This window comes from Thermosynechococcus sp. PKX82 (assembly GCF_031583255.1).
GTDB lineage: Bacteria > Cyanobacteriota > Cyanobacteriia > Thermosynechococcales > Thermosynechococcaceae > Thermosynechococcus.
This window is the reverse complement of record NZ_CP134169.1, coordinates 1409260-1421471: the sequence shown is the minus strand read 5'-3', so window position 1 is coordinate 1421471 and position 12212 is coordinate 1409260. Positions and strand designations below refer to the sequence as shown.

The 12212-nt window shown below is 52.4% G+C and carries 14 protein-coding genes; 10 read left to right on the top strand and 4 right to left on the bottom strand.

Going from position 1 to position 12212, the window contains the following annotated elements; genetic code table 11:
* Complete coding sequence (locus tag RHH53_RS06990; protein ID WP_302677882.1) at window positions 1-705, top strand: triacylglycerol lipase; 705 nt, start codon at window positions 1-3, stop codon at window positions 703-705.
* Here the strand turns inward: RHH53_RS06990 and trmB are convergent.
* Together trmB and RHH53_RS06980 are read right to left on the bottom strand one after the other, a co-directional pair.
* Window positions 702-1343 (bottom strand): tRNA (guanosine(46)-N7)-methyltransferase TrmB, encoded by a 642-nt coding sequence (gene trmB, locus RHH53_RS06985; RefSeq protein WP_310743579.1) that lies wholly within the window; start codon window positions 1341-1343, stop codon window positions 702-704. The genes RHH53_RS06990 and trmB overlap by 4 nt on opposite strands.
* Before the next feature lie 154 nt (window positions 1344-1497).
* On the bottom strand, window positions 1498-2943 hold the full coding sequence (locus RHH53_RS06980) for an ammonium transporter (protein ID WP_302676370.1): 1446 nt from the start codon (window positions 2941-2943) through the stop codon (window positions 1498-1500).
* Window positions 2944-3204: 261 nt separating this feature from the next.
* On the opposite strand from RHH53_RS06980, the gene RHH53_RS06975 reads away from it, so the two are divergent.
* Window positions 3205-4068, top strand: coding sequence for a Tab2/Atab2 family RNA-binding protein (locus RHH53_RS06975; protein WP_310743578.1), 864 nt, complete (start codon window positions 3205-3207; stop codon window positions 4066-4068).
* Between the two features lie 13 nt (window positions 4069-4081).
* Here RHH53_RS06975 and dapB read toward each other — a convergent pair whose 3' ends face one another.
* Window positions 4082-4897 (bottom strand): 4-hydroxy-tetrahydrodipicolinate reductase, encoded by an 816-nt coding sequence (gene dapB / locus RHH53_RS06970; RefSeq protein ID WP_206199535.1) that lies wholly within the window; start codon window positions 4895-4897, stop codon window positions 4082-4084.
* A gap of 147 nt (window positions 4898-5044) precedes the next feature.
* Here dapB and RHH53_RS06965 point away from each other — a divergent pair, with 147 nt between their 5' ends.
* On the top strand, window positions 5045-5416 hold the full coding sequence (locus tag RHH53_RS06965) for a cupin domain-containing protein (RefSeq protein ID WP_225901514.1): 372 nt from the start codon (window positions 5045-5047) through the stop codon (window positions 5414-5416).
* A gap of 8 nt (window positions 5417-5424) precedes the next feature.
* On the opposite strand, the gene RHH53_RS06960 is transcribed toward RHH53_RS06965, so the two are convergent.
* A complete protein-coding gene (locus tag RHH53_RS06960) occupies window positions 5425-5718 on the bottom strand; it encodes a hypothetical protein (RefSeq protein ID WP_206199533.1) in 294 nt (97 codons plus the stop codon).
* A 643-nt stretch (window positions 5719-6361) separates the two neighbouring features.
* Between RHH53_RS06960 and RHH53_RS06955 the strand changes: the two genes are divergently transcribed.
* From RHH53_RS06955 to RHH53_RS06925, 7 genes are read left to right on the top strand one after another with little or no spacing between them, the layout of a single operon-like run.
* The gene (locus RHH53_RS06955; RefSeq protein ID WP_206199532.1) at window positions 6362-6916 is read left to right on the top strand and encodes a protoglobin domain-containing protein; all 555 of its coding nucleotides are present in this window, start codon (window positions 6362-6364) and stop codon (window positions 6914-6916) included.
* Window positions 6917-6970: 54 nt separating this feature from the next.
* Window positions 6971-7366, top strand: a complete 396-nt coding sequence (locus RHH53_RS06950) for a roadblock/LC7 domain-containing protein (RefSeq protein ID WP_206199531.1) — start codon at window positions 6971-6973, stop codon at window positions 7364-7366.
* A gap of 46 nt (window positions 7367-7412) precedes the next feature.
* Window positions 7413-7979 carry an ATP/GTP-binding protein gene (locus tag RHH53_RS06945; protein ID WP_302676372.1) on the top strand — a complete coding sequence of 189 codons (567 nt, stop codon included), beginning with the start codon at window positions 7413-7415 and terminating at the stop codon, window positions 7977-7979.
* A gap of 37 nt (window positions 7980-8016) precedes the next feature.
* The gene (locus tag RHH53_RS06940; RefSeq protein WP_206199529.1) at window positions 8017-8871 is read left to right on the top strand and encodes a DUF4388 domain-containing protein; all 855 of its coding nucleotides are present in this window, start codon (window positions 8017-8019) and stop codon (window positions 8869-8871) included.
* A 59-nt stretch (window positions 8872-8930) separates the two neighbouring features.
* On the top strand, window positions 8931-9299 hold the full coding sequence (locus RHH53_RS06935) for a hemerythrin family protein (protein WP_255521430.1): 369 nt from the start codon (window positions 8931-8933) through the stop codon (window positions 9297-9299).
* 6 nt (window positions 9300-9305) lie between these two features.
* Entirely contained in the window at window positions 9306-9530 is a 225-nt protein-coding gene (locus RHH53_RS06930; protein WP_206199527.1) for a DUF167 domain-containing protein, read from the top strand.
* A 40-nt stretch (window positions 9531-9570) separates the two neighbouring features.
* Entirely contained in the window at window positions 9571-12162 is a 2592-nt protein-coding gene (locus tag RHH53_RS06925; RefSeq protein WP_310743577.1) for a M1 family metallopeptidase, read from the top strand.
* The last annotated feature ends 50 nt before the right edge of the window (window positions 12163-12212 follow it).

Sequence of the window (12212 nt, the reverse complement as noted above, 5' to 3'; positions counted from 1 at the left end):
GTGTTGCCTGTCGTTATTTTGCCGGGATATTTAGCGGCTGCCCCTGAGTACTACCCACTGCGGGATTATCTGCGGCAATTGGGGTTTGTGGCGGAGGTGGTGCCCCTCAGGGTACGCTCGTGGTTTCCCACGTTGGGGGGGCGATCGGTGGCGCCAATTTTACAGGCCTTGGATACCACCATTCAGCATGTTCTGAATGCAACAGGGGCGTCCGCCGTGCATCTCATTGGCCACTCAGCGGGGGGCTGGATTAGCCGCATTTACCTAGGGGATCAACCCTATGAGGGCCAAGTTTGGGCGGGTCACAAATGGGTGCACACGCTAATCACGTTGGGTACTCCCCATCGGAGTCAGGAGCGTTGGACGCGCCGCAATCTTGACTTTGTGAACACCACCTACCCCGGCGCTTATTACCCCAAAATTCGCTATGTCTGTCTGGCGGGCAAGGCCATCTATGGCACACCACGCGGTTCGTTTGCCAATTGGTTTACGTATCAAAGCTATAAACTCACCTGTGGCGAGGGTGCCTGTTGGGGAGATGGGGTGACACCAGTGGCAGCAGCCCACCTTGAGGGGGCAGAGAATCTGGTCTATGAAGATGTGCTCCATGCGCCTCGCAGTCGCTTGCGCGATCGCCCCGATGCCCCTTGGTACGGCTCCCCAGCAATTGTCGCTACTTGGCAGCAGTATTTGAAAGCCAGTTAGAGGGCACACCGCTCAAATTGCCAGCGGTAAACGGGTAATCCTTTACTGAGGACACATTTTTCCCGTTCTGTCGCGACGGGCCAAGGACTCTGGGGTAACCAATCGGTACAGGTTGAGCTAAAGGCGGCATGGGCACGAAACTGTTGCACCATTGATTCAGCCACCTTAAAGACATCTGACTGAAGGACAACACGCCCACCAGCGGGCAGGAGTTCGGCAAGGGTGGCCACCAGTTCAGGGGTGACGACGCGGCGTTTATGGTGACGGCGCTTGAACCACGGATCTGGAAACTGAATCGTGACGGTGTGCAGGGGGAGTCCGCCGAGGATTTTGCCCAAGTGGACATTGGCATTGCCCCAAAGGTAGTGGAGGTTCCGAAGTTGCTGGCGATCGCGCCGCTCATTGGCTGCCACCACCAGCGGGTAGCGAATTTCCAGACCCAGAAAATTTTGCTCTGGATACAGTGCTGCCATTTCTAACAAGAACGTGCCCTTGGCACAGCCAATATCGAGATGTAAAGGCTGCGAAGGTTGCTCGTAAATCGTTGACCAATCGGGAACAGCAATGTCCTGCTGGAACTTTTGACTGAGAGGGTTAACGTGTTGTCGCACCCGTACCGCCATGGCGCGATCGCTCATCCAAAACTCCCTAATGTACTGCCGCTATAGCGTAGCGTATATCACTGCAAAGTTAGAAAAAAACTGCCCTCAAACGCTGAGGACAGCAAAAACCACCTAGGGCAATGGGATCGTTCAGCGGCGTGGTACGACCCCAAACTTATTGGCAGGCGAGTTACTCCTTCAAGAAACCGCTGTAGGCTTCCATGCCATGCTCGCCGATGTCCAAGCCTTTGAGTTCCTCTTCTTCGGAAACACGAATGCCAAGCGTTTGTTTCAGAGCCAGCCAAAAGATACTGGTCAGCAGTACAGTAAAGCCACCGACTGTCAAAATACCGATAATCTGAGCAATCAACTGAGTCACTCCGTGGCCGGTGAGCAAGCCTAACTCTTTGTCAAACAAGCCAACAGCTAAGGTACCCCAAGTGCCGCAGACCAAGTGGACAGAGGTGGCACCAACGGGGTCATCAATTTTGATGCGGTCAAAGAAAAGGACAGAATAGACCACAATCACACCGCCAATGGCACCAATGATCACGGCACTCCAGTAAGACACACCTGCACAGGGTGCTGTAATGGACACTAATCCCGCCAGAATACCGTTGATAATCATGGAGAGGTCAGGTTTACCAATGGCTAGCCAAGCGGTAATTGTTGCCGCAACCCCACTGGCTGCCGCCGCCAAGTTTGTTGTAACTGCGATGTAGGGTACAGCTTCATTTGCGGCCAGTTCAGAACCAGGGTTAAAACCAAACCAGCCGATCCAGAGGATCAAACACCCCAGCATGGCAAAGCCCATGTTGTGGCCGGGCAACGCCCGAGGCGTACCATCTGCGGCATACTTGCCAAGCCGTGGTCCTAGGAACGCAGCGCCCATCAGTGCCGACCAACCGCCTACGGCATGAACCACCGTTGAACCGGCAAAATCCTTAAAGGCAATATCTGGGCCAAGGAAACCAATGTTGCTGAGAAGGCCACCCCCCCAAACCCAGTGACCCGTAATGGGGTAAGAGATACCAGTGAGCAGGAGGCTGAAAATCAAAAAGTCAACAAACTTGATCCGCTCGGCCACTGCCCCAGAAACAATGGTGGCTGCGGTTCCTGCAAAGGCAGCTTGGAACAGAAAGGCCACAGCGATGGGTAAGCCCTCCGGAAAGGGATCAAGACCGTAGGTTTCGGGGTTTTCACTACTGAGGAAAAAGCCCCCCAGGCCAATAAAAGCATTGCCCTCGGTACCAAACATGAAAGAGAATCCGATCGCCCAGTAGGCAAGGGTGGCCAAGGCAAAAACAATGAGGTTCTTAGAAAGAATGTTGACAGCATTTTTCTGGCGGCAGAAGCCAGTTTCCAACATGCCGAAGCCAGCATTCATGAAAATCACCAGAATGGCTGCAATGAGTACCCAAATGGTGTTGAGTACGCCTTGAACGTCTTCAGGAGTGAGGGGTTTATCCTGTGCCTGAGCAGCCACTCCCCAAACAGCCACAATGATTAAAGCTAGGGGAATGCAGGCGACAAGGGCTGGCGATCGCCAGCGGAAATTGGGCTGCCGGTCAAGGTTGCGTAACGGGCGCTTTTGCCGTCTCGCACGTTTCAGTTTTAACTTGGACATCGCTTTCATTCTCAACGATTATGGAGTAGAGTTGCACATGAGTTCAGCGGAGGAGAAATCGCAGTTGCGGCACCATTGCGCCAGAAAGTGATCTGGCTGTTGTTTGGCTGGAGCTGAGCAAAGCATTGACCCGCAATTAACCTTTGATTGCACCAGTTCTCACAGTGGAAAATCTGTATCGGGTTATACATTTACCTTGACGGCCAAAACCGCCTATCCTAGGAAAGGCAAATAGCTTCAAGTTTGCGGGTAACGTTCCTCTAGGTGTGAATGGATACGATCTGGGAGTTGGATTTTTATTCCCGTCCCCTTGTGGATGAAAGCAACAAAAAAATCTGGGAATTGCTGATTTGCGATCGCCAGCAACAATTTCAGTTCAGCAAAACTTGTGCCGGAGCTGAAGCCAATGCCCGCTGGTTAGAAGCTGCCCTCAAAGAAGCCATGGATCAATGGCGGCAGCAACTGGGACTGGCAAACAGTGCTCAACCCGATCGGGTACGTTTTTTCCGCCGAGCCATGACCAGCATTATTACGCGGGGGGGAGAAGCGGCAGGATTAGTGATGGTGCCCAGTCGGCGCACGTTTGCCCTCTATGATTGGCTGCGCGATCGCGCCACAAACCTCTATCCAACCCTACCCAACTACCAAGCCGATCTGGCAACGCCACCCCAGTTGATCCTCCCTGCGCCTCAACCTTTACCACCAGCCCTGAGGGGCGATCTCTGGCAATTCAGTGGTCTTCCTCTGGGGGAAATTAAAACGGCTGGTGAATGGGAACTGCCCTTTGGTGAGGTACCCCCACTGCCCTTTTTGACCCTCAGTGACGATACGCTACTGCCGGGGTTAATTATCTATTCGCAGCGCGCACTGCCCTTGGCGGGTTGGCTGTCGGGATTAGAGCCGGCCTATTTGAGTTTTGAGGAAGAACCTCAACCGTTGCTAGTGTTGGAAACAGGAGCGAGCGATCGCTGGGTACTCATCAGTGGCCGCAATCCCCAGATTCAGAAAGAACTGGCCGCCTTTAGGGACGCCTGTACCCAAAGCCAAGGCTTGCATTTCATTGCCGTGAAGGAAAGACCAGAACAGGAGACCCTGCAAGGCTTTTGGTTGTTGCAGCAAACACCCGAAGTCTAAAGTTAAAGCGAAATTAGAGCAGCTTCTCCAAGCCATAGATCAAGCGCTTGAGCTGCCGTACTTTGCGGATTGCCAGCAGTACCCCCGGCATATAGCACTGGCGATCGCTGGTGTCATGGCGCAACGTATAAATTTGCCCCGGTGCGCCAAAAATCACCTCCTGATGGGCAATCAGTCCCGGCAAGCGCACACTGTGGATGCGAATCTCCCCCTCTGTACACGCCCCGCGGGCACCCCTGAGATGTTCCGACTCCTGCACTTGCGGTGGGTTAAAGGTTTTGCCCAATTCTGCTAAACGCTGCGCGGTTTGAATGGCGGTACCACTAGGAGCATCAGCCTTTTGGTTGTGGTGCAGTTCAATGATCTCCACATGGTCAAAATACTGGCTCGCCCGGATGGCCGCCTCCTGCAGTAACACCATACCAATGGAGAAGTTGGGAGCAATCACCCCCCCCATATCGGCTTTGTCAGCAAACTCGGCCAGATCTTCAATTTGTTCTGGACTCAAGCCCGTTGTTCCGACCACAGGATAGATACCGTAGGCGATCGCCATGCGCACATTTTCGTAGACGGCTGTGGGATGGGTAAAATCCACCATCACCACCCCTTGTTTTTCTTGGGCAGCGGCGACACACACCTCTTGCAAGCTGCCACTAATTGGAATGCCCAGCGCCCCTAGCCCCAGGACTTCACCAATATCCTCCCCCACCTGCTTGCGATCAACAGCAGCATAGAGGGCAGTGTCGGCAGCCTGTTGTACGGCTTTAACGACCTCGCGTCCCATTTTGCCGAGAGCACCGACAACAATGACCGGAATGGGTGTACTCATTCAAAACTCCGAACCGCGGCCATTGGCTAGGATAGCGCGATCGCTTGGCGATACAATAATTTAATATTCATAATGGTCAAGATTTATCCTAAGGGCACAATGTTAGTTTTCTCCTTTCCTGAATTAATCGAGCGTTGCCAAAACTGGATGCCTAAGCGACCAGGCTACGCCGTTTGTCCTTTGGATCACCACAATCCGGAACTAGCCTCTAGCCTTTATCGCATTGAACCCGGACAAGCCAATTATCCCCACTATCACCATCGAGGCGATGACATCTTTCTGATTGTGTCGGGCGTGGGAGAACTCATTACCTGCCCGATGACGCCCCCTGCGAGTTCTGTGGCAGCAACCGCCTTGATCCGTACCCCCGTGGAAACCGGCTCCTATGTCCATGTGGATGCCCAATGTCTCCATTGGCTGCGGAATCTTTCTGCCGATCAGCCGTTGTATTACCTTAACATTGCGCCCCTATCCCACGAGGGCGATCGCGTCGATGTCACCATTGAGGGCTGGAGCTAAGAAAACAGTTATTCACCCTTAAACTTACTGGCTGCTTCCTCAAAGGCCTTGCTCAACTCATCCCACGCACTCTGGAACCCTGCTTTGAGGGACTCCCAAGCATCATCGCCCGCTTCTTTGAGGGCAGCCAATTGCTGAGTAATCTCATCGCGTTTGGCCTTGAGGGCTTCAATTTTAGCTTCAATATCTGCCTTGACATCTTCACCCGCTTGATCCGCCTTTGCCTTGAGTTGGTCAAGCTGGGCACCGAGTTGTTGCAGCTTCGTTTCCATTTCGCCTTGGTAGGTCAAGCGATCGGACATACAACTATCCTCCCTTGCTCAAGATAAATACCTACGATGACTCAAAGCACCCTAGATGGATAACAATGCAAGGGTGGCATACTCCGTGCCATGGGATCAAGGCATTGGGGATATTTTGTAAAAGTTACTTTCATTTCCACACAAAGCGAATTAAAAAACTAAAGAATAATTAAAAAATGTATCTAATCATTTTATTTTGTGTAGTGTGTCGAGAAATACAGTCAAAGAACTACAGAGAAATCTATACTTTTCATTAGAAAGTCAGGGGAATACTCTGCATTAACCGCAGCCTGTTTCTGCAACGCAGAGTGATAAGTAAGCTAACTTCACACTTTTTAGAATGAGGAGCAACTTTGTATTTCTGTGTTGAGTCCCTGTGAAATCGGCTAAATCTGAGTTGAGGTTGCATGTCGTGGAGTGAGGAAGCGCTTTTCAAGCATCTAATGCAGAGGTCTGTACCAGCAGTGCTTGGATTTTTAAGGGGGAATCTTTAATTGTTTCTAAAATTTTCAGCTTTTCCGAATATTGTTTGTTAGCTTGCAGGAGTAAGTGCCTGACTTGATTCTAATCACTGAATCACGGACGCCCAGTCAATTCACCTGATCTAGTAATTAAAGTTATTCAGTGTTTCGAGGCGAAAGAGATGACAATTGAGCCAGTCAATTTTATGGCAACGATGGTACGGCGAGTCCAGTTGACCGATGCAGACAAATCCCTGTTGGCGGAGGCCGCGCCGTGGGGAAAGGAAATTGCCCCCCAAATGGCCGACATTTTTTATGACTACCTAGGGCGGGATGAAGAGATGAATGCCATTCTCAACGCCACAGAAGGACGCATTCATCGCCTCCATCAAACCTTCATCGACTGGTTCCATGAAATGTTCACAGGGATGGATGGTTGGGGCAAGGCCTACGCTGAGCGACGCTGGAAAATTGGTCTGGTTCACGTGCGCATTGGCATTGGGCCACAGCATGTGGTACCCGCGATGGCAATTGTTGTCAACGCCGTGCGGCAAAAGTTAAGGGAAGCCAACAAATCCGAGGCTCTCAGTGATGCCCTAGGCAAAATTTGCATGATTGATCTTGCCTTTATTGAGCAGGCCTACTTCGAGGTGTCTTCCCAAGCGGTTCTTAAGGAAACCGGTTGGACCCAGGCACTGTTTCAACGGCTAATTGCCACAGGGGCTGCTGCCATGTAGGTCACCTAGCAGTCATTGTTCAAAAAGTTCCCATATCTTTACGAGGATTAGATTATGCCAATTAATGCCGCAAAACTTGAAGCTACACTGCAAAACTTTGTTGCCAATGCCAGTAATGTCCAAGGAGCCGCCCTTGTGTCTCCCGATGGTCTGACGCTGGCGGCAACCTTGCCGGGGGGAATGGATGATGAACGGGTGGCAGCGATGTCAGCGGCCATGCTGTCGTTGGGGGAACGTATTGGACGAGAGCTAAGCCGGGGCAAAATCGAGCGCATCCTTGTAGAGGGTGCCAGTGGGTATGGCATTCTCACCAGTTGTACCGAAGATGCGGTTTTCCTTGTGCTGGCGGATGCCTCTGCCAAATTGGGCATTATCAACCTTGAAATTAAAAATGTTCTGGCTGAATTGCAAACCCAACTTATGGGTATGGGGCAAGCCGTGAATGTTTAGACCAGCCTGATTCCTCTGTGTTTTGCCGTAATTGAGGTGCCAACCCATGGAAATTATGCGCATTGTCATCACAGGACCAGTGGGCGCAGGCAAATCCACCTTCATCCGTACCATCAGCGAAATTGAGGTGGTGGATACCGATCGCAAGGCAACGGATGAAATTGCTGCTTTCAAGGAAAAGACAACGGTAGCGATGGATTTTGGGCGGCTGCAGTTTGGTCCTAATGTTGCCCTGCATCTGTATGGCACGCCTGGTCAAGAACGCTTTGACTTTATGTGGGATATTCTTATTCGCAAAGCCCATGCGTTTATCCTACTGGTCAGTTCTCACCGTCCCCAAGATTTTCGAGCGGCACGGCGGATTTTGGCCTTCATGCGCCATCGCACAAAGATTCCAATGCTAGTGGGTCTGAGCCATGCCGATAATCCCAATGCGTGGCCTGCTGAAGAGATCGCGATCGCCCTTGGCTACTTGAGTCCCCACCGTCGCCCACCCATGGTGCCTGTGAATGCTTTAGATCAGTCCTCTGTTGCCGCTGCCATGATGGCACTCATTCAAGCCTATGCCAGTGCCCAATCCTCGCAATTAAACCGCAGTGCTCTAGCCACGTAACTGAACGCAGAATCACTCAACTTATTAGGGGGAATCTATGAAAATCACCGGTTATCTATCAGAGTTTTCGTTGGGGGAAATTTTCCGTTTTCTGGAGCAGGGGCAAAAAACGGGTTGCCTTTCCATTAAGCCCGTGGAAATGGCGGGGATGATGCCGCTGATTCCCCAAATGCAGGAGTACTATATCTTCTTTCGCTTGGGTCAAATTGTAGCCGCAACAACGACCTTGGATCACCAAGGATTGCAACGGCTCATTGAGCAGCGGGGCTGGCTGCGCCCAACTACCATTCAACGCCTCTTACCCTTTTGTTCCCTAACCGGATCCCTTGGACTGTGCTTGAAAACCCAAGGTGCCCTTGAGCCAGAACAGCTGCGGCTATTGTTCAAGCAACAGGTACTGACACCGATTCCTCACCTCTTTAGTCTCAATGAGGGCTGGTTTAAGTTCGATGCCAACCATCCACTGCCTTTTGGCGAAATGACGGGACTGAGTGCCTCACCCATGGAAATTTCCTTGGCGGGTCTACGACTGCTGCGGGATTGGACAGCCCTAATGGACAAGCTGCCCTTGCCGAGTTCAACCATTGCCAGCACGATTGAAGGACAGCCCCCCTACCGCCTCAATCATCATGAGTGGCAAGTGTGGGAGTACGCTAACGGTACCAAAACCCTCCAAGAAATCAGTGAAGCGTTGAACTTACCCATTCTAGAGGTGCAAAAAATTTGTTTTCGCCTAATAGTGGTGGGGATTGCCGAGGAAATTGCTGGCATTGCTGCTCCCGCCGCCAGCCCTAGGGAACCAGAACTCATTGAAACAACAGAAATTAGCTCCTCCTTTCTAGAGGGAATCTTTACGTTTCTGAAAACAAAAACCCACCCGCAATCGGTCTAGGGGGATAAAAAACAATGCAACGCTTCGCGTGGACAGAGCAGCTGCAGACCGGCGTGCCCATGATTGATATACAGCACAAGGAACTCGTCTGTGCTGTCAATGATCTGGCGGATGCCATTGAACAGGGTCGGGGAAGCGCTGCGATTAAACAGCTAATTGCTTTCATGAAGTATTATGCAGAGTGGCACTTCGGGAATGAAGAAGGCTGTGCTGAAAAATACCAGTGCCCCCTAGCAGAAGTTAACCGCTGCGCCCATAAACAGTTCATCGAGATGATTGAAGAGCTGCAGCAGCAGTACCGCGACAGCCAAGCGGATGCGGCGATCGCCACCCGGATCCATGGTAAGTTAGCAGACTGGTTAGTGAATCACATTATGAAGATTGACAAGCAAATTGGGCAGCACATCTGTGCCCATGCTTCAGGCTAGGAGGGCATGAAAAAATACCATCTGGTGGTCAAACCCAATGCAAGAACGTCTTCTGTTTCCGTGAATTCTGACGGCCAGCTAGTGGTGGCGGTGCGTGCCCCAGCTACTGAGGGCAGAGCCAATGAGGAACTCATTGCTGTCTTGGCGGCCTATTTTCAGGTACCCAAGTCCCGTATTCAGCTGATTAAGGGTCATACCAGTCGCTATAAGGTGGTTGAACTCCTCGATTGATGCCCCTTAGACTAAGAGCAAGTGCGGCTCAACATGACCTATGACTCTTGATGTCACTCCAGCCAAATCCTTTGTCCTCAGCGGTGCGCGTCCCCACTACAGTCCCGATCGAGTGGGGCAGGTGGAACATATCTGCTTGGACTTGACCCTAGATTTAGAGACCCAGGCATGCTGGGGACAGTGTCATATCCATCTACGACCATTGCACTCCCAAGTGCGCCAGCTGCGCCTCAATGCCGTGGGGCAACAGATCCAGAGTGTGACTGTGCAGCACCAACCCCAAGCCTTCCACTACGATGGTGAATTTCTGGATATTTCTCTTGATGCGAGCTTGGGGATTCACCCAGATCAGGTGCTGGTGATCACCATTGACTACCGTCTGCAGAAACCCCAGCGGGGATTGTACTTTGTTGCCACTGATCCCCCCCAAGCTTGGACTCAAGGGGAAGATGAGGACTCCCGCTATTGGTTTCCCTGCTTTGATTCTCCTGGGCAGCTGGCGACGTCAGAGGTACGAGCGCGGGTGCGCCAACCCTTACAGGCCATTTCCAATGGGGAATTGCGTGCCTGCTACAGCGAGGGAGAGTGGCAAATCTTTCACTGGTATCAACCCCAGGTCCATCCCACTTATCTGATGACCCTAGCGGTGGGGGATTTTGCGGTTTTTGATGACCAGTGGCAGGGGAAGCCCGTCACCTACTACGTTGCTAAAGATCGCGCTGCTGATGCCCGCCGCACCTTGGGCAAAACGCCAAAGATGATGGACTTTTTCAGCCGCATCTACGGCTATCCCTATCCCTACCCCAAATATGCCCAAGTCTGTGTGGCCGATTTTATCTTTGGCGGCATGGAAAATACCTCGACAACCCTATTGACAGACCGCTGTCTGTTGGATGAGCGAGCCGCCGCTGAAGATTTTCGCAGTGAAAGTTTAGTGGCCCATGAGTTGGCACACCAGTGGTTTGGCGATCTGGTGGTGATCAAGCACTGGTCTCACGCTTGGATCAAGGAGGGCATGGCCTCCTATGCCGAGGTGCTCTGGTTTGAGGAGGAATATGGCGCTGATTTTGCCGCCTATTATCGCCTTGAGGAATTGCGCAACTACCTCAGTGAGGATAGCGATCGCTACCGCCGCCCCATTGTCACCCATGTCTATCGCGAAGCCATTGAACTCTACGATCGCCACCTCTACGAAAAAGGCGCCTGTGTCTATCACATGATCCGCCAGGAACTCGGAGAAGAGTTATTCTGGAAAGCCATTCAAACCTTTGTCCGCACCTACGCCCACCAAGCTGTGGAAACGGTGGATCTGCTGCGGGCGATTGAAATGGCCACTGGGCGCAACCTACTTCCCCTCTTTGACCAATACGTTTTTCGTGGGGGACATCCCGACTTCCATGTGAGCTATCGCTGGGAGGTAGCCGATCAACTAGCCGTTCTTACCGTCAAGCAGCAGCAGGTGACCGATGGGGTCACGCCCCTAGAGCGCAACCTTTTTGATCTGCGGATTCCTGTTGGCATCGGTACGGTGGATGATCAGGGGCAGGTGACGGTCAAAACCATTCCCCTGCGCATTCATGAACCAGAGCACACCTTCTATTTGCCGCTGCCACAGCAGCCCATCTTTGTGAGTTTTGATGCCGGCAACCATACCCTCAAAACCGTTACCCTAGAGTACCCCCTCCCTGAACTCAAAGCCCAACTGCAGTACGACCCCGATGTTTTGGGGCGGGTTCAAGCTGCCATTGCCCTAGGCAAAAAAGGAAACCTAGAAGTTGTGCAAACCTTGGCGGCGGCGCTGCAACGGGAACCCTTTTGGGGAGTGCGGCGTGAAATTGCCAAAGTGCTGGGCACGATTCAACTGGATCAAAGCTTAGAGGCGCTCAAGCTGGCACTAGCCGATGATCACCCCCATGTTCGTGCCGCCGCAGTGGAGGCCATTGCTGGGTTTAAGTCCGCCAAAGCCTACGAACTTCTCAAGCCCATTGCCAAGCACGGCGACCCCAGCTATAGCGTTGAAGCTGCCGCCCTGAAGGGAATTGGTGTGATTGCCGCTGCCAAACCGCAACCGAAACCCAAGCTCGAAAAAGTGCTGAAACGACTGCGGAAGGCTTTGGAAAAACGACAAGGCTGGAATGAGGTGGTACGCTGTGGGGCGATCGCTGGCTTGGGGCAACTCAAGGAGTCTCCAGAGGCGGTGAATTTGGTTCTTGACTACACCGCTATTGATGTCCCGCAACCCCTACGCTTGGCCGCCATTCGTACCCTTGGCACCATTGGCGATCGCCACCATCCCCAACTGAAGCAAATTCTGGAACGGCTAGAGCAACTCAGCCACGAGACCTTTTTCTTTACCCAGATGGCCGTTGTCCAAGCCCTGAGTCAAATTGACCATCCCCAAGTTCTAGGCCTGCTGCAGCAGCTGGGCGATCGCACCACCGACGGCCGTATCAAACGATCAGTTGATGAAGGAATCGCCAAAGTTCAGAAAGCCCTTGGCAGCGATGACCGCCTCAAGACCCTTGAGACCACCCTCAACGAGTTACAAAAGGAAAATCAAACCCTAAAAAGCCGCCTTGAAGAGTTAGAAGCACGCACTAAAGCGACCCAGCAGGACTCAGCGCTAAGTTAGGGATAGCGACACCCAGACCCCTGCGGGCATTGGGCAAGCCCAGATGACCC

What these genes read in the sequence shown, in the direction of transcription:
- trmB (WP_310743579.1), bottom strand. Translation starts at nt 1,343, where the DNA reads ATGAGCGATCGCGCCATGGCGGTACGGGTGCGACAACACGTTAACCCT.
- RHH53_RS06980 (WP_302676370.1), bottom strand. Translation starts at nt 2,943, where the DNA reads ATGAAAGCGATGTCCAAGTTAAAACTGAAACGTGCGAGACGGCAAAAG.
- RHH53_RS06975 (WP_310743578.1), top strand. Translation starts at nt 3,205, where the DNA reads ATGGATACGATCTGGGAGTTGGATTTTTATTCCCGTCCCCTTGTGGAT.
- dapB (WP_206199535.1), bottom strand. Translation starts at nt 4,897, where the DNA reads ATGAGTACACCCATTCCGGTCATTGTTGTCGGTGCTCTCGGCAAAATG.
- RHH53_RS06965 (WP_225901514.1), top strand. Translation starts at nt 5,045, where the DNA reads ATGCCTAAGCGACCAGGCTACGCCGTTTGTCCTTTGGATCACCACAAT.
- RHH53_RS06960 (WP_206199533.1), bottom strand. Translation starts at nt 5,718, where the DNA reads ATGTCCGATCGCTTGACCTACCAAGGCGAAATGGAAACGAAGCTGCAA.
- RHH53_RS06955 (WP_206199532.1), top strand. Translation starts at nt 6,362, where the DNA reads ATGACAATTGAGCCAGTCAATTTTATGGCAACGATGGTACGGCGAGTC.
- RHH53_RS06950 (WP_206199531.1), top strand. Translation starts at nt 6,971, where the DNA reads ATGCCAATTAATGCCGCAAAACTTGAAGCTACACTGCAAAACTTTGTT.
- RHH53_RS06945 (WP_302676372.1), top strand. Translation starts at nt 7,413, where the DNA reads ATGGAAATTATGCGCATTGTCATCACAGGACCAGTGGGCGCAGGCAAA.
- RHH53_RS06940 (WP_206199529.1), top strand. Translation starts at nt 8,017, where the DNA reads ATGAAAATCACCGGTTATCTATCAGAGTTTTCGTTGGGGGAAATTTTC.
- RHH53_RS06935 (WP_255521430.1), top strand. Translation starts at nt 8,931, where the DNA reads ATGATTGATATACAGCACAAGGAACTCGTCTGTGCTGTCAATGATCTG.
- RHH53_RS06930 (WP_206199527.1), top strand. Translation starts at nt 9,306, where the DNA reads ATGAAAAAATACCATCTGGTGGTCAAACCCAATGCAAGAACGTCTTCT.
- RHH53_RS06925 (WP_310743577.1), top strand. Translation starts at nt 9,571, where the DNA reads ATGACTCTTGATGTCACTCCAGCCAAATCCTTTGTCCTCAGCGGTGCG.